Origin of the sequence: Achromobacter insuavis, assembly GCF_902859645.1 — a bacterium.
GTDB lineage: Bacteria > Pseudomonadota > Gammaproteobacteria > Burkholderiales > Burkholderiaceae_B > Achromobacter > Achromobacter insuavis.
This window is the reverse complement of record NZ_CADIJR010000109.1, coordinates 1-15211: the sequence shown is the minus strand read 5'-3', so window position 1 is coordinate 15211 and position 15211 is coordinate 1. Positions and strand designations below refer to the sequence as shown.

Here is a 15211-nt window from a genome sequence, read left to right as displayed (position 1 = left end):
GGGCGCTGGGGGCCGGCCGCGCCGGCGCGGCGCGCGGGCGCACCCGCTTGGGCGCCGCGATACGCATGGCCGCGCGCTGGATGCGGCTGAGCTTCTTCGCGGCGGTGAAAAACAGATGGGTAAGACTGCGCGCCATTGATCGGGCCTGTGAACGCTGTGTGACTCCACGACGACGTTTGAAAACCACCTGGCCGCCATGCGCGGCCCGCCGACTGCCGCGTCCGCCGAATGCGGACGCCCATGCTCCGGGACCGGCCCGGCTCAGAACCGACCGGACTGGATCGCCGCGCCGCTCGTCAGCAATTCCAGACAGGAGACCAACGCCACCGCGATGGTGATGATGGAGAGCACCTTGACGACCTTGCTGGTGCCTGGCCGGGTCAGCGTCGCGGTCATGCGCGTGACGATGTATGCCCCAACCATCAGGCCGATTGCCGGAATCATAGAAGAGCCTCCCCTTGAAGAGTCTGTGCGGGCCCGCCGGATGCGCAGCCCCTCGATAACGCGGTACGCAGCCAAAAGCGCCGCCTCTGCGGGCGGCTGATTTAGCGAGAGAAATGTATCACACAGTAACTTGTCATCGCAGCTTTTCGAGCGCCGCGGCGGCGGTCCGGTTTGCAGAAAATCAAGGCGCGCCGTCCTGCGATCAAGGCCGGCTTGAGGCGGCGGCGCAAAACCCTTATGGTGGAAACCCTGATAACTATTCGCACCCGCTCAGCAAACCATGTTCCCGAACGACCGCCGCCAGACCCTGGGCGAGGAAATCGCCAACACCATCAGCCACGGTCTGGGCGCGGCCGGCGCGCTGGCCGCCGCCCCGATCCTGATCGTCGCCGCCGCGCGCCAGGGCGATGCCGCCTTCATCGCCGGCGCGGCCATCTTCGCCGCCAGCATGTGCCTGCTGTACCTGGCCTCGGCCATCTACCACGCGCTGCCCGACAACCGCGCCAAGCGCCTCTTCAACGTGCTCGACCACTCGGCGATCTACCTGCTGATCGCCGGCACCTACACGCCGTTCGCGCTGGGCGCGCTGCGCGGTCCGTGGGGCTGGACGCTGTTCGGCCTGGTGTGGGGCATGGCGCTGCTGGGCGTGGGCCTGAAGGCCAGCAAGCGGCTCGACCGCCCCGCCCTGTCCACCGGGCTATATCTGGCGATGGGCTGGCTGGTGGTCATCGCCGTCAAGCCGATGCTGGAACTGGTGCCGACCGGCGGCCTGTGGTGGCTGCTGGCGGGCGGACTGGCGTATACCGGCGGCGTGGTGTTCTTCGTGTTCGACAACCGCTGGCGCTACGGCCACTTCGTCTGGCACCTGTTCGTGCTGGCCGGCACGGTCTGCCATTTCTTCGCCGTGCTGTGGTACGGCGCGGGCGCTGCCTGAACGCGTTCAGGCCCGGCCCTGTCGAGGGGCCGCGCTAGCGCGCGGGCACCTGCGCGGCGGGCCGCACGTAGCCGTCGACCAACTGGCGGCCATGGTGGATGGCGGCATCCACCGCCATGACCGGCGATGACACGAAGCCACCCGCCGCGAACAGCGGCACCACGTGGTTGTCGTTCAAGCGGTGCCAATCGGCGGCCAGTTCGACCCCCACGGTCGCGGTGAAAGCGGGGCGGCGGCTGCCCGCCACGGAAATGCGGGACACGCTGGCGATCAGCCGGTAGCCCTTGTAGACCATGTTGTTATGGAACATGCGTCCTCCTGTCTGAAGCGGCGGCCCCTCGGGGCCGTCGTTCACATTGCGCGAATCTGCGTCGCGTGCGGACCTTTGGCGCCTTGCGCCGTGACGTAGCTGACGCGCTGGTTCTCGACCAGCGCCTTGTGGCCGTCACCGACGATTTCAGAGAAATGCGCGAACAGGTCCTTGCCGCCGTTCTCGGGCATGATGAAGCCAAAGCCCTTGGCGTCGTTGAACCACTTCACAATTCCGGTTTCCATCATTTCACTCCTTGCGTAGCGGGCATGGCCCGGGAAGGGAGCCTGTCAAGGAAAGGGACGGCGAACAATGAGGCGCCAGCAGGGGCGCGATACCGGACGTTGATCACGATGCTCGAAAAGCTGCAAGTCCACTATGGGTGCCCGACCGGTGAAAGTCAATGTATGTTTCCAATTAGCGCCGATGCCGGCCCGTAATCTCCATGATCACGTTTGTGATAATCGGGACATGGACGCGCGCGGCAGCGAGCCGATTGCGTAACTCTCTGCGCGAATCCCCGTTTCGCACGATAAAGCGCGTATGCTGAAACGGTGGTGCTTGAACGCGCGTCTCCTCGCCGTATCGCCATCCCGGAGGAAGACGACCGTGAGTCGCATCGGAAGGTCCATTGCCAGATTCGCCAACGCCTGCGTGAAACTGTTGCCGCCCGCCACGCCCGCGGCGGCCAACACGCCGACACGACCCGAGCGTACGCGCGAACATGCCGCGATTTCCTCGCCATGGCGCATCTACCGCATCTACGCGCGCCCCGGCCATCTGCTGCTGCGCGACGAGCATGGCCGCATCCTCGACCTGGGCGTCATGAAGGGCGCCGAACCCAACCTGACCTACCGCTTGTTCGCCCGCGGCCTGCAGGGGCGCGGATTCGCCACCCGCACGCTGCTGCTCGATGACATCGCGCAACGCATCGAATCGGGCGAGGTCGGCAACGACTTGCTCAAGTTGCCGCTGTGGGCGCAGCCGCTGGGCGCGGACCTGGACCGCGGCACGCATACCGATGTCTCGATGAAGCTGGGGCGCTGAGCCCGCCGCGCTGTCCCCGCAAGCCTGTCCGCGGCCGGCCCTAATCGGGCTGGCGCAGATAACCCGTGGGCGGACGGCCCAGCACGCGCCGGAACATGGTCGAGAACGCCGCCGGGCTCTGGTAGCCGAAGTCCAGCGCGATCGCCGTGACCGGCGTGCCGGCCGCCAGCCGCGCCAGCGCCAGCACCACGCAGGCGCGCTGGCGCCAGGCCGAGAACGCCATGCCGGTCTGCTGGCGGAAATGGCGGCTGAAGGTGCGCGGACTCATGTGCAGGCGCTCGGCCCAGGCCTCGGGCGACTGGCGCACGTCGGGCGCGGCGATGAAGGCGCGGCACAGCGGCGCCAGGCGCCTGTCGCGCGGCAGCGGGATGTGCAGCGGCAGCACTGGCGCGCGCGTCACCTCGTGCAGCAGCAGCGCCGCCAGCGCGCCGTCGCGGCCGGCCGGGTCGTAGTCGGCCGGCATGTCGACCGCCGCCAGCAGCAGCTGGCGCAGCAGCGGCGACACCTCCACCACTTCGCAGGCGGCGCTGGCGGCGCGGGCCGCGCCGGGCTCGATATAGGCGCTGCGGGTGCTGACGTCCTGCATGCGCACCTGGTGCGCCACGCCGGCCGGGATCCAGACGGCGCGCTGCGGCGGCACCACCCAATTGCCGTCGCGGGTGACCACGTGCATGACGCCGGTGGCGCCGTACAGCAGCTGGGCGCGACGGTGCGTGTGCGCCGGCAGCAGGTGGCCGGGCGGATAGTCGTTACCGATGGCGACCACCGCGCGGTCGAGGCGGTCGTGCAGGTCGATGTGGCTGTTGCGCATGACGGGATTGGCCGGAATGCAAACATTATTGTCCAATCCTCGAAAGCAAGCCACCGCCGGCCGCCCTATCGTGGCGTTTTCCCCGGAAAGGACGCAAGACATGCTGTACGTGACATTGGCGCTGTTCGGCGCGTTGAGCGGCGTGACCACGGTGCTGTTCGGCTTTGGCGGCGGCTTCGTGGTGGTGCCGGTGCTGTATGGCGTGCTGACCGCCACCCACGGCGCGCAGGACGCCATCGGCCAGGCGGCGATGCATATCGCGGTGGCCACCTCGACCTGCGTGATGATCGTCAACTCGGTGGCCGCCACCCGCAAGCACCAGCGCGCCGGCAACATCGTGCGCAGCTACGTCTGGCCGCTGGCCGCCTTCATCGGCGCGGGCGCGCTGCTGGGCGCCTGGGCCGCCACCCGCGCCAGCGGCGACGTGGTGCGCTATGCCTTCATCGCCTACCTGGGCGTGACCATCCTCGACTGCCTGCTGCGCCAGGGCTTCATGGCGCAGCACGAGGCGCGCGCGGCGCGACCGCTGGGCCAGGGCGTGACGGTCGGTGGCGGCGTGGTGGTTGGCGTCATCGCCACGTTTCTGGGCGTGGGCGGCAGCGTGATGACGGTGCCGCTGCTGCGCCGGCGCGGCCTGCCGATGGCCAAGGCGGCCGCCATGGCCAATCCGCTGACGCTGCCGGTGGCGATTGTCGGCACGCTGGCCTACATGGCGGCGGCGCGCGCCCTGCCGGCGCCGCTGGCGCCATGGATCATCGGCTACGTCGACCTGCTGGCCTTCGCGGCGCTGGCGCTGGGCTCGCTGGCGGGGATCCGGCTGGCGGCGCCGCTGATCCCGCGCATTCCGGACCGCTTGCACGCCCGCGTCTATGTCGCGCTGCTGGCGCTGGTGCTGCTGAGCATGGCGCTGGCCTGAGCGCCGCGGCGATGGCCTATGATCGGGGCATCCGACCCGATGGCGCCCTGCCTTGACTCCGCTGCCCGATCCCCACGCGCCCTTTGTCCTGACCGGCCGCATCGCCCAACGCGTGCAGCGGCTGCCGGCCGGTGACGCGCCGGACCCCGCCGCGCGCCGCCAGGCCGAATACCAGGCGGGACGCGAGCTGGCCGCGACGCTGCTGGCCGGGCTGGGCGCGCGGACCGTGCAGGTTGGCGCGGACGCGGACCGCGCGCCGCGCTGGCCCGAGGGCTTCGTCGGCTCCATCAGCCACAGCCGGCACTTGCTGGGCGTGGCCGTGGGCCGCCAGGCCGACACGCGCGGCCTGGGCATCGACCTGGAAGCGATCGCCGACGCCGAGGCGATCGAGGCGATCGAAGCCGTCTGCATGCTGCCCGATGAACACGGCCTGGTGGCCGCCGCCCTGCCCCGCGCCGACTGGGCCACGCTGGTGTTCTCGGCCAAGGAGGCGCTCTACAAGTGCCAATTCCCGCTGACGCGCTGCCCGCTCGAATTCAGCGACCTGGCCGTGGTGCATGCGGACGTGACGGCGCAACGGCTGGTGCTGCGGCTGCAACGCGATGCCGGCCCGGATTTCCGGCGCGGCCAGTCGTTCCATTGCGGCTACCGGCTGGGCCAGGGACACGTGTACACGGCGGTGCAACTGGCGCCCTGACGGCACGGGCACACAGCGACACAACACGCGCCCCGGCCGCGCGCGGCCGACACCGGGCCTGTGATCCGCTTGCGTAATGTCACGAAGTTGCGCGCAAAACATTTCCGCCGCGCGCCCGGGGCGCCTCCCCCGCGCGCGCCCGGCGCCACGGTGGTCCGCCGACACAGGAAAACACATTGCGAAACTTGAACCACGCCCGGGCTGGTTGTCATCATGGTCGGACATTTACCCGGAATTAGGAGGTTTCCATGCAGCGTTCCAAAACCGCAATCCTGTCGGCCGTTCTTGCCGCGGCCGTCTTGTCCGGTGCTCCCGTCCTGGCGCAGAACGCGCCCGCCAGCCAGACGCCGATGGCGCCCGCCGCCGCGCAACCCACCGACCAGCAGCTGCAACGCTTCGCCTCGGCCTCGCAGAAGGTCTCGGGCGTGGTCGACGAATACCGTCCCAAGGTCGACGCCGCCAAGACCGACGAGGCCAAGCAGAAGGTGATCCAGGAAGCGGACGCCAAGATGGTCAAGCTGGTGCAGGCCGACGGCCTGTCCGTCGAGGAATTCAACGGCATCGGCCGCGCCGTGCAGCAGGATCCGCAAGTCAAGCAGCGCCTGATGAACATGGGCAAGGCCGGCGCGACGGTGCAGTAGGCGCGCCCCCTTCCCCGCTCGCCGCGCCTTGGGGGTATCCTGCCGGGGAACCCTTCAAGGAGCGCGGCATCTTGACCCCCGATCTCACCCTCTACGACCTGGCAGGCGCCGACCCGGCGCTGCGTTTCAGCCCGCATTGCTGGAAGACGCGCATGGCGCTGGCCCACAAGGGGCTGTCCGCCAACACCGTGCCGTGGCGCTTCACCGACAAGGAAGCGATCGAATTCTCGGGCCAGAAGCTGGTGCCGGTGCTGGTGCACGGCGACCACGTGATCAGCGATTCCTGGCAGATCGCCTGCTATCTGGAAGACACCTTTCCGGAACGCCCGTCGCTGTTCGGCGGCGACACCGGCCGCGCCCTGAGCCTGTTCGCCAACAGCTGGGCCGACACCACGCTGGTGCCGACGCTGGCGCGGCTGCTGCTGCCGGAAATCCACGCGCTGATCGACGCGAAAGACAAGGACTATTTCCGCCACACTCGCGAAAAGCGCTTCGGCCCGCTGGAAGCGCTGCCCGCCGTGCAGGAGGAACAGCTGGCGGCCCTGCGCGCCTCGCTGCTGCCGCTGCGCCAGATGCTGGCGCGGCAGCCGTACCTGGCCGGCCAGCAGCCGGCCTATGCGGATTACGCGGTGTTCGGTTTCTTCATGTGGACGCGCTGCACCAGCGCGCTGGAACTGCTGGCGGCCGACGATCCCGTGGCCGCCTGGCGCGAGCGCCTGCTGGACGCCCATGGCGGGCTGGCGCGCCAGGCGCCGGTGCCGCCGGCATGAGGGCGGCGGCGGCGGGCGCCGCCCCGCCGCTCAGGTCTTCAGGCGATAGCCGGTCTTGAAGATCCAGCGCACCACCACCAGGCACACCGCCAGGAACACCAGCGTCATGGCGGCGCTGATGCCGACGTTGACGTCGGCCACGCCGTAGAACGCCCAGCGAAAGCCGCTGACCAGGTAGACCACCGGGTTGAACAGCGTCACGCCCTGCCAGAACGGCGGCAGCATCTTGATGGAATAAAAGGTGCCACCCAGGAAGGTCAGCGGCGTGATGATCATCAGCGGGATGATCTGCAGCTTCTCGAAGCCGTCGGCCCAGACGCCGATGATGAAGCCGAACAGGCTGAAGGTGATGGCGGTCAGCAGCAGGAAGCCCAGCATCGCGAACGGATGCGCGATCTCGAACGGCACGAACAGGCGCGCCGTGGCCAGCATGATCAGCCCCAGGATGATGGACTTGCTGGCCGCCGCCCCGACGTAGCCGGCGACGATCTCCAGGTACGAAATGGGCGCCGAGTGGATCTCGTAGATGGTGCCCGAGAAGCGCGGCATGTAGATGCCGAACGAGGCGTTGGCCACGCTCTGGGTCAAGAGCGACAGCATGATCAGGCCCGGCACGATGAAGGCGCCGTAGCTGACGCCGTCGATCTGCACCATGTGCGAACCGATGGCCGAGCCGAACACCACGAAATACAGCGAGGTGGAGATGACCGGCGACAGCACGCTCTGCATCAGCGTGCGCCAGGCGCGGGCCATTTCAAAACGATAGATGGCGCGGATTGCGTAGAAATTCATGATTGTCCGTGCACCAGGCTGACGAAGATTTCCTCGAGCGAGCTTTCCGAGGAATTGAGGTCGGTGAATTCGATGTCCAGTTCGGTCAGGCGGCGCAGCAGGCCGGAGATCTCGCCGCCGCCCTGGTTGTCGTAGGTGTAGACCAGCTGGCGGCCGTCGGCCGACATTTCCAGGTGGAACGGTTCCAGCGCCGTCGGGATGCCCGGCAGCGGCGCCTTCAGCGTCAGGGTCAGGCGGCGCTTGCCCAGCTTGGCCATGAGCGCGTCCTTTTCCTCGACCAGGATGATCTCGCCCTTGCGGATCACGCCGACGCGGTCGGCCATTTCCTGGGCTTCCTCGATGTAGTGGGTGGTCAGGATGATGGTGACGCCGTTCTCGCGCAGGCGCCGCACCATGTCCCACATGCCGCGCCGCAGCTCGACGTCGACGCCGGCGGTGGGTTCGTCCAGGAACAGGATCTTGGGTTCGTGCGACAGCGCCTTGGCGATCATCACGCGTCGCTTCATGCCGCCGGACAGGGCCATAATGCGGCTGTCCTTCTTGTCCCACAACGACAGGTCGCGCAGCACCTTCTCGATGTATTCCGGGTTGGCCGGCTTGCCGAACAGGCCGCGGCTGAAGGTGACGGTGTTCCAGACGCTTTCGAAGGCGTCGGTGGAGATTTCCTGCGGCACCAGGCCGATGGCCGTGCGCGCGGCGCGGAAATCGGTCAGGATGTCGTGGCCGTCGGCCAGCACCCGGCCTTCGGTCGGGTTGACGATGCCGCAGATGATGCTGATGAGCGTGGTCTTGCCGGCGCCGTTGGGGCCGAGCAAGGCGAAGATCTCGCCGCGTTGGATTTCCAGGTCGACGCTCTTGAGCGCCTGGAATCCCGAGGCGTATCGCTTGGATAGGCCCTGAACTGAAATGACCGGCTGCACTCTGGCTCCCAGCGTGGTGGACAACCCTGGATTTTACCCGTCCGCCGGACCCGGCTTGTTCGGCCTGGCGGAACGGTGTGTTTGATAAATGCGATAAACGGACCGGCCTGCCGTACACTGCCCGGACAGGAAAAACAGGGCAAGAATCGCCCGACACTGGGGAATCGGGCCGGCCAGGCCCGTCAAAAGGCTATGTTCGCGGATCTGAAACACCTGTCGCACCACGCCGCCTGGCGCCGCCAGCTGGAAATGCTGCTGGAATCGGCCGGCGAGGGCATCTACGGCATCGACCTGCGCGGCCGCTGCATCTTCATCAACGGCACCGGCGCGGCCATGCTGGGCTACACCCCCGACGAGGTGGTGGGCCGCAACATGCATTATCTGATCCACCACTCGCACGCCGACCGCAGCCTGATGCCGGTGCACGATTGCCGCATCTTCAAGGCGTTTCGCGACGGCCGCGGCGAGCGGGTCGATGACGAGGTGCTGTGGCGGCGCGACGGCTCCTGCTTCGACGCCCAGTACGCCTCGTATCCGATCCGCAACGACCAGGAGGTGGTGGGCGCGGTCGTGACGTTTTCGGACATCACCGCGCGCAAGCGCATCGAACGCGAACTGCAAGGCACCCGGGCGCAGCTGGAAGCGCGGGTGCAGGTCCGCACCGCCGAACTCAGCGCCGCCCATGAATCGCTGCGGCGGCTGGCCTCGCACCTGAGCACGCTGCGCGAGCAAGAGCGCGCCCACATCGCCCGCAACATCCACGACGACCTGGGCGCCTCGTTCACCGCGCTGCAACTGGACCTGAACTGGCTGCGCCGGCAACTGGCGGCCGAACCGCCCCTGCAGGCCCACCTGGACCGCATGCTGGAGGTGACGCAGACGGCCATGGACGCCACCCGCCGCATCCTCAACGACCTGCGGCCGGTGGTGCTGGATCACCTGGGGCTGTGGGCGGCGCTGGAAACCCTGCTGCAGGACCTGCAGGCCCGCAGCGGACTGCGCTGCCGCTACCTGTGCCCGCCCGACACCGAGCGCCGCCGGCTGGAGCCGGCGGCGGAGATCGCCGTCTACCGCATCGTGCAGGAACTGCTGACCAACGTGCAACGCCACGCGCGGGCGCGCAGCGTCAGCGTCAGCGCGGTCTGGGGCGAGGACGGCCTGCTGCTGGCGGTGGAGGACGACGGCGTCGGCATGCAGTTGCCCGAGACGCGCCAGACCTTCGGCATCCTGGGCATGCGCGAACGGGCCCGCGCCATCGGCGGCGACCTGGAGCTGGACAGCGCGCCCGGCGCCGGCCTGTGCGCCCGCCTGCGCCTGAACCCGCAAGCGGCCTGAGGAGACGGCGCCATGCCCCTGAACCTGCTGATCGTCGACGACCACCTCATCATCCGCCGCGGCCTGGCCCGCATCCTGCAGGAAGACCCGCGCGTCGGCCTGGTGCGGGAGGCCGCCGACGCCCCCGCCGCCCTGCGCGCGCTGCGCCAGGAACCCTTCGACGCCATGGTGCTGGACGTGGCGCTGGGCGAGCGCGACGGCCTCGATGTGCTCAAGACCGTGCGCGCCGACCATCCGGCGCTGGGCGTGGTGATGCTGTCGGTCTATCCGGAATCGCAGTTCGCGGTGCGGGCCCTGCGCGCCGGCGCCCATGCCTACCTGAACAAGGGCTGCGATCCGGACGAGCTGCTGGCGGCGCTGGTCAATGCCGCCGCCGGCCGGATGTACGTCACGCCGGCCGTTGCCGAATTGCTGGCGCACACCGTGCGCCAGGACAGCACGCGGCCGGCGCACGAGCTGCTGTCCAACCGTGAATTCCAGGTGCTGCAGCTGCTGGCGGCCGGCAAATCGGTGTCGGCCATCGGCGAGCAGCTGGCGCTGTCGGTGAACACCATTTCCACTTACCGCGCCCGTATCTTCGAAAAACTGGGCGTGCGCACGCTGGTCGAGCTGGTGGACTACGCCCGCGCGCACCAGCTGGGTGCGCGCTGAGCGCGACGCGCACCGGCCCGGCGCGGCCGCGCACCGTGTAGTGCGCCCCCTACACGGATATCGTCGAACCGGCGATACCGGCCGCGGGCGGCGCGCGCCAAGATGGAGGCATTCCGAACCCTGGAGGCCTCCATGTCCCTGTTCAGCAATCCGTTCGATCCCGCCAGCCGCCTGGCCTGCGCCTGCGGCCGCCATGCCTCCCAGGCCGAGCACGCACGCGCGGCGGCGGACGGCCTCGATGCCCGCGCTGGCGCGGCGTCCGACGAGGCCGCCTTCGACCGCGCCGTGGAAGGCGCCGTCATGCGCGCCCTGTTCCCGCAGGACGGGCTGCGTCGCCGCTTCCTGCGCGCGGTCGGCGGCGGCACAGCCATGGCCGCCGTGTCGGCGCTGTTCCCGCTGGCCGCCGCCAAGGAGGCCTTCGCCCAATCCACCGGCCCGCTCGAAAAGCGCAAGCTGAAGGTCGGCTTCATCCCCATCACCTGCGCCACGCCCATCATCATGGCGCATCCCATGGGCTTCTACGGCAAGCAGGGGCTGGACGTGGAAGTGGTCAAGACCGCCGGCTGGGCGCTGATCCGCGACAAGGCCATGTCCGGCGAGTACGACGCCGCCCACATGCTGTCGCCGATGCCGCTGGCCATCACGCTGGGCGTGGGCGCCAGCCGCGCGGTGCCGTGGACCATGCCCGCCGTGGAGAACATCAACGGCCAGGCCATCACCCTGTCGATGAAGCACAAGGACCGGCGCGATCCGAAGGACTGGAAGGGCTTCAAGTTCGCCGTGCCGTTCGACTATTCCATGCACAACTACCTGTTGCGCTACTACCTGGCCGAACATGGCCTGGATCCGGATACCGACGTGCAGATCCGCGCCGTGCCGCCGCCGGAGATGGTGGCCAACCTGCGCGCCGACAACATCGACGGCTTCCTGGCGCCGGACCCGGTCAACCAGCGCGCGGTGTACGACGGCGTGGGCTTCATCCACACCCTGTCCAAGGCGATCTGGGACGGCCACCCGTGCTGCGCGTTCTCCGCCAGCCGCGAGTTCGTGACCACCCAGCCCAACACCTACCAGGCCCTGCTCAAGGCCATCATCGAGGCCACCGCCTACGCCCGCAACCCGGCGCACCGCAAGGAGATCGCCACCGCCATCGCCGCGCCCAACTACCTGAACCAGCCGGTCACCGTGGTCGAGCAGGTGCTGACCGGCACCTACGCCGACGGCCTGGGCAAGGTGCTGACCGATCCGAACCGCATCGACTTCGATCCGATGCCCTGGGGCTCGTTCGCGGTGTGGATCCTGACGCAGATGAAGCGCTGGGGCCAGATCAAGGGCGAGGTGGACTACCAGAAGATCGCCAGCGAGGTGTTCCTGGCCACCGACGCGGTGCGCCTGATGCGCGAGGCCGGCCTGACCCCGCCCGCCGAGGCCGCCAAGACCTTCAGCGTGATGGGCAAGCCCTTCGATCCGGCCCAGCCCGAGGCCTATCTGGCCGGCTTCAAGATCCGGAGGACCTGATGCGGGCCGTGCAACCCTGGCGGGCGACCTTCCTGTCCGTCATCCTGTTTCTGCTGTTCCTGCTGCTGTGGCATGTCGCCACCCGCCCCGCCGCGGGCGCGGCGACGGTCGATCCGGCCTATGCGGCGCTGGTCGGCAACGCCGCCGCCAGCGGCTCGCAGACGCCCTTCCCCGGCCCGGCCGAGGTCGGCGCCCGGCTGTGGCAGCACCTGCGCGATCCGTTCTACGACCGCGGCCCGAACGACAAGGGCATCGGCGTGCAGCTGGCGTATTCGGTGGCGCGGGTGCTGACCGGCTTCCTGCTGGCGGCGCTGGTGGCGATCCCGCTGGGATTCCTGATCGGCATGTCCAGGACCGTCTACCGCGCCTTCGACCCGTTCATCCAGGTGCTCAAGCCGATCTCGCCGCTGGCCTGGATGCCGCTGGCGCTCTACACCATCAAGGACGCCGACACCTCCGCCATCTTCGTGATCTTCATCTGCTCGCTCTGGCCGATGCTGGTGAACACGGCCTTCGGCGTGGGCGCCGTGCGGCAGGACTGGCTGAACGTGGCGCGCACGCTGGAAGTGTCGCGGCTGCGCACGGCCCTGCAGGTGATCCTGCCGGCGGCCGCGCCCACCATCATGACCGGCATGCGCATCTCGGTCGGCATCGCCTGGCTGGTGATCGTGGCGGCCGAAATGCTGATCGGCGGCACCGGCATCGGCTACTTCGTGTGGAACGAATGGAACAACCTGTCCATCGCCAACATCATCTGCGCCATCCTCTTCATCGGGCTGATCGGCATGCTGCTGGACACCGTGCTGGCGCGCGCCGCGCGGCTGGTCAGCTATCGGGAGTGAACGCCATGAGCCAACCCTTTCTGCAAGTTCAGGCGCTGGCCAAGCGCTACCCCGGCCGCAACGGCCAGCCGACGGCCCCGGTGTTCGAGAACATCCACTTCGACATCGGCCAGGGCCAGTTCGTCTGCGTGATCGGCCACTCGGGCTGCGGCAAGACCACCATCCTGAACATCCTGGCCGGCATCGACGAGGCCAGCGAGGGCGTCGTCATCATGGACGGCCGCGAGATCGCCGGCCCGTCGCTGGCGCGCGGCGTGGTGTTCCAGGCGCACGCCCTGCTGCCCTGGCTGAGCGCGCTGCAGAACGTCGAATTCGGCGTGCGCTCGCGCTGGCCGGAATATTCCCGCGCCCAGGTGCGCGAGCACAGCCTGCGCTACCTGGACATGGTCGGCCTGGCCCGCGCCGCCGACAAGAAGCCGTGCGAGCTGTCGGGCGGCATGAAGCAGCGCGTGGGCATCGCCCGGGCCTTCGCCATCCAGCCGCGCATGCTGCTGCTGGACGAGCCCTTCGGCGCGCTCGACGCGCTGACGCGCGGCACCATCCAGGACGAACTGCGCGCCATCGTGCAGGAAACGCGCCAGACCGTCTTCATGATCACGCACGACGTGGACGAGGCCATCCTGCTGTCGGACCGCATCCTGCTCATGAGCGCGGGCCCGCATGCCCGCATCGCCGAGTCCGTCGACGTGGACCTGCCGCGCGGCCGGACCCGCGCCAGCCTGCACCACGAGCCGCGCTATTACGAAATCCGCAACCATCTCGTCGACTTCCTGGTCGACAAGGCTTCCCACTAGGAGTGAACCCCCATGATGTCCCGCGCCGAAGTCACTGAACTGGTCGTTACCCGCCGCCTCGAAAAGAAGCTGTCGTGGGCCGCCATCGCCGAGGCCGTCGGCCAGAGCAAGGAATGGACCACCGCCGCGCTGCTGGGCCAGATGACCCTGACCGAGGAACAGGCCCTGGCCGCCGCCCGCGTGCTGGACCTGCCCGCCGACGCGGTGGTGCAGCTGCAGGTGGTGCCCTACAAGGGCTCGCTGCCGACGGCGGTGCCGACCGACCCGCTGATCTACCGCTTCTACGAACTCATCAACGTCTACGGCACCACCTTCAAGGCGCTCATCAACGAGGAGTTCGGCGACGGCATCATGAGCGCCATCGACTTCCGCATGGACCTGACGCGCGAAGCCGACCCCAAGGGCGACCGCGTGCAGATCGTGATGAGCGGCAAGTTCCTGCCGTACAAGACGTATTGATGCGGCCCGGGGCGGTCAGCCGTCCACCGCCAGTTCTTCCCAGCCCAGGTCGCGGGTCCGGGCCAGCGCGCCGGTGACCGTGGCGGCGGCCGTGCGCGCCGCCTCCACCAGGGCGTCGCCGGCCAGCAGCCGGGCCGTGATGGCCGCCATGAACACGTCGCCGGTGCCGTGCACCGACGGCGGGATGGCGATCTCGGGGTGGCTCAGCACCTGGCAGTCGGCGCGCGTCACCACCGCCAGCTGTAGCGTGCCGGGCGCCGCCGCCTGCGGCGCGGCGCTGGTGACCACGATCCACTCGGGGCCTTCGGCGATCAGTTCGCGCGCGGCGGCCGCGACCTCGTCGATCGAGGCCAGCGGCCGGCCCACCATCTGCTCCAGCTCGAAATGGTTGGGCGTCATGCCGTGGGCATGCGGCACCAGCTTCCTGCGGTATTGCGCCACCAGGCCGGCATCCACGTACAGGCCGTCGTTGCGGTCGCCCATGACCGGGTCGATGTGCACCCGCAGGTCCGGCCGCGCGGCGCGCAGCGCGGGCAGCCATTGCGCCAGCAGGTCCGCCTGCCCGGGCTGGCCCAGGTAGCCGCAGACCACGGCCCGCGCCACCTGCGTCACGCCGCGCTCGTCCAGCCCCTGCAACAGGCCCTCGAACCAGTCCAGCGACACCGCGCCGCCATGCAGCGTCGGATAGTGCGGCGTATTGCTCAGGATGACGGTGGGCAGCGCGATGGCGCGCAGGCCCGCCTGGCGGAAGATCGGCATGGCGGCGTTGTTGCCGACGCAGCCATAGACGACCTGGGATTGGATCGAGACGACGTCCACCCGCGCGGTCACGGCGGGCAGCGCTGCGCCGGGCGTCGGGGCAGCGGGAATGGCGGTCATACGGCGGGCTCCTGGGGCGAAACGGAACGGATGGCCGGCGTCATGGAGGCCGGCGGTTGCGCCCTATTCTATGCCTACCTCGCCTCAGTCCCGCGCCGACGCCAGCCAGCCGGCGCCGTCCAGCACCGCGTCGTCGATGCCGGCCAGGTACGGCGCGAACGGATACGCCAGCGACGACACGATCTGGCATTGCGCCAGCTGCGGATGGTCGGCGTTCAACAGGTACTGGTGGCCGCCGGCCGCCGACGGCACTTTCAGCAGCAGCGCGTCGCCGCGCGCCAGCCAGGCGTTGCCGAAGGCGCGCGAGGCCTGCAGGTCGGTCTGCCAGCCGGCCGGCGGCCGCGGCTCGGCCACGGCCGCCGCCGGCACCACCACTTCCAGCAGGAAGTAGTTGCGCGGCAGCGCGCGCGGATGCGCCACCTCGGCCTGCGCCAGGCGCGCGAACACGGCG

Annotated in this window: 20 protein-coding genes; 12 read left to right on the top strand and 8 right to left on the bottom strand. The window is 69.1% G+C overall.

Annotation, left to right across the window (positions count from 1 at the left end):
- Nucleotides 1-261: 261 nt before the first annotated feature.
- Nucleotides 262-444, bottom strand: a complete 183-nt coding sequence (locus H0523_RS29505) for a hypothetical protein (RefSeq protein WP_006396220.1) — start codon at nt 442-444, stop codon at nt 262-264.
- 280 nt (nt 445-724) lie between these two features.
- On the opposite strand from H0523_RS29505, the gene trhA reads away from it, so the two are divergent.
- Entirely contained in the window at nt 725-1378 is a 654-nt protein-coding gene (gene trhA / locus H0523_RS29500) for a PAQR family membrane homeostasis protein TrhA (RefSeq protein ID WP_054431781.1), read from the top strand.
- 34 nt (nt 1379-1412) lie between these two features.
- On the opposite strand, the gene H0523_RS29495 is transcribed toward trhA, so the two are convergent.
- Nucleotides 1413-1688, bottom strand: a complete 276-nt coding sequence (locus H0523_RS29495) for a hypothetical protein (RefSeq protein WP_054431782.1) — start codon at nt 1686-1688, stop codon at nt 1413-1415.
- Nucleotides 1689-1729: 41 nt separating this feature from the next.
- On the bottom strand, nt 1730-1933 hold the full coding sequence (locus H0523_RS29490) for a cold-shock protein (protein WP_006385404.1): 204 nt from the start codon (nt 1931-1933) through the stop codon (nt 1730-1732).
- A gap of 364 nt (nt 1934-2297) precedes the next feature.
- Between H0523_RS29490 and H0523_RS29485 the strand changes: the two genes are divergently transcribed.
- On the top strand, nt 2298-2735 hold the full coding sequence (locus tag H0523_RS29485) for a hypothetical protein (RefSeq protein ID WP_054431783.1): 438 nt from the start codon (nt 2298-2300) through the stop codon (nt 2733-2735).
- 40 nt (nt 2736-2775) lie between these two features.
- Here H0523_RS29485 and H0523_RS29480 read toward each other — a convergent pair whose 3' ends face one another.
- The gene (locus H0523_RS29480) at nt 2776-3546 is read right to left on the bottom strand and encodes an AraC family transcriptional regulator (RefSeq protein WP_054431784.1); all 771 of its coding nucleotides are present in this window, start codon (nt 3544-3546) and stop codon (nt 2776-2778) included.
- A gap of 100 nt (nt 3547-3646) precedes the next feature.
- Here H0523_RS29480 and H0523_RS29475 point away from each other — a divergent pair, with 100 nt between their 5' ends.
- The 4 genes from H0523_RS29475 (at nt 3647) to H0523_RS29460 (ending at nt 6570) form a co-directional block, all read left to right on the top strand.
- The gene (locus H0523_RS29475; protein ID WP_054431785.1) at nt 3647-4462 is read left to right on the top strand and encodes a sulfite exporter TauE/SafE family protein; all 816 of its coding nucleotides are present in this window, start codon (nt 3647-3649) and stop codon (nt 4460-4462) included.
- Between the two features lie 52 nt (nt 4463-4514).
- Nucleotides 4515-5159, top strand: coding sequence for a 4'-phosphopantetheinyl transferase family protein (locus tag H0523_RS29470; RefSeq protein ID WP_054431786.1), 645 nt, complete (start codon nt 4515-4517; stop codon nt 5157-5159).
- 248 nt (nt 5160-5407) lie between these two features.
- A complete protein-coding gene (locus H0523_RS29465; protein ID WP_054431787.1) occupies nt 5408-5800 on the top strand; it encodes a DUF4168 domain-containing protein in 393 nt (130 codons plus the stop codon).
- A 71-nt stretch (nt 5801-5871) separates the two neighbouring features.
- The gene (locus tag H0523_RS29460; protein WP_180180241.1) at nt 5872-6570 is read left to right on the top strand and encodes a glutathione S-transferase family protein; all 699 of its coding nucleotides are present in this window, start codon (nt 5872-5874) and stop codon (nt 6568-6570) included.
- A gap of 30 nt (nt 6571-6600) precedes the next feature.
- Here H0523_RS29460 and H0523_RS29455 read toward each other — a convergent pair whose 3' ends face one another.
- Nucleotides 6601-7362, bottom strand: a complete 762-nt coding sequence (locus tag H0523_RS29455) for an ABC transporter permease (protein ID WP_054489625.1) — start codon at nt 7360-7362, stop codon at nt 6601-6603.
- Nucleotides 7359-8282, bottom strand: coding sequence for an ABC transporter ATP-binding protein (locus tag H0523_RS29450; protein ID WP_054431790.1), 924 nt, complete (start codon nt 8280-8282; stop codon nt 7359-7361). Before H0523_RS29450 ends, H0523_RS29455 begins: the two co-directional genes overlap by 4 nt.
- A gap of 192 nt (nt 8283-8474) precedes the next feature.
- Here H0523_RS29450 and H0523_RS29445 point away from each other — a divergent pair, with 192 nt between their 5' ends.
- The 6 genes from H0523_RS29445 (at nt 8475) to cynS (ending at nt 13881) form a co-directional block, all read left to right on the top strand.
- Nucleotides 8475-9617 carry a sensor histidine kinase gene (locus H0523_RS29445; protein ID WP_054431791.1) on the top strand — a complete coding sequence of 381 codons (1143 nt, stop codon included), beginning with the start codon at nt 8475-8477 and terminating at the stop codon, nt 9615-9617.
- Between the two features lie 12 nt (nt 9618-9629).
- Nucleotides 9630-10268, top strand: coding sequence for a response regulator transcription factor (locus H0523_RS29440; protein ID WP_054431792.1), 639 nt, complete (start codon nt 9630-9632; stop codon nt 10266-10268).
- A gap of 132 nt (nt 10269-10400) precedes the next feature.
- Nucleotides 10401-11786: a CmpA/NrtA family ABC transporter substrate-binding protein gene (locus H0523_RS29435; protein WP_054431793.1), complete on the top strand. Its 1386-nt coding sequence runs from the start codon at nt 10401-10403 to the stop codon at nt 11784-11786.
- Nucleotides 11786-12628 carry a nitrate ABC transporter permease gene (gene ntrB, locus H0523_RS29430; protein WP_054460525.1) on the top strand — a complete coding sequence of 281 codons (843 nt, stop codon included), beginning with the start codon at nt 11786-11788 and terminating at the stop codon, nt 12626-12628. Before H0523_RS29435 ends, ntrB begins: the two co-directional genes overlap by 1 nt.
- A 5-nt stretch (nt 12629-12633) precedes the next feature.
- Complete coding sequence (locus H0523_RS29425) at nt 12634-13422, top strand: ABC transporter ATP-binding protein (protein ID WP_054431795.1); 789 nt, start codon at nt 12634-12636, stop codon at nt 13420-13422.
- A gap of 15 nt (nt 13423-13437) precedes the next feature.
- On the top strand, nt 13438-13881 hold the full coding sequence (cynS, locus tag H0523_RS29420; protein ID WP_054431963.1) for a cyanase: 444 nt from the start codon (nt 13438-13440) through the stop codon (nt 13879-13881).
- Nucleotides 13882-13896: 15 nt separating this feature from the next.
- Here cynS and pdxK read toward each other — a convergent pair whose 3' ends face one another.
- Together pdxK and H0523_RS29410 are read right to left on the bottom strand one after the other, a co-directional pair.
- A complete protein-coding gene (gene pdxK, locus H0523_RS29415; protein WP_054431796.1) occupies nt 13897-14760 on the bottom strand; it encodes a pyridoxine/pyridoxal/pyridoxamine kinase in 864 nt (287 codons plus the stop codon).
- Between the two features lie 84 nt (nt 14761-14844).
- On the bottom strand, nt 14845-15211 hold a 367-nt coding region (locus H0523_RS29410), incomplete at its 5' end, for an RES domain-containing protein (protein WP_180180240.1).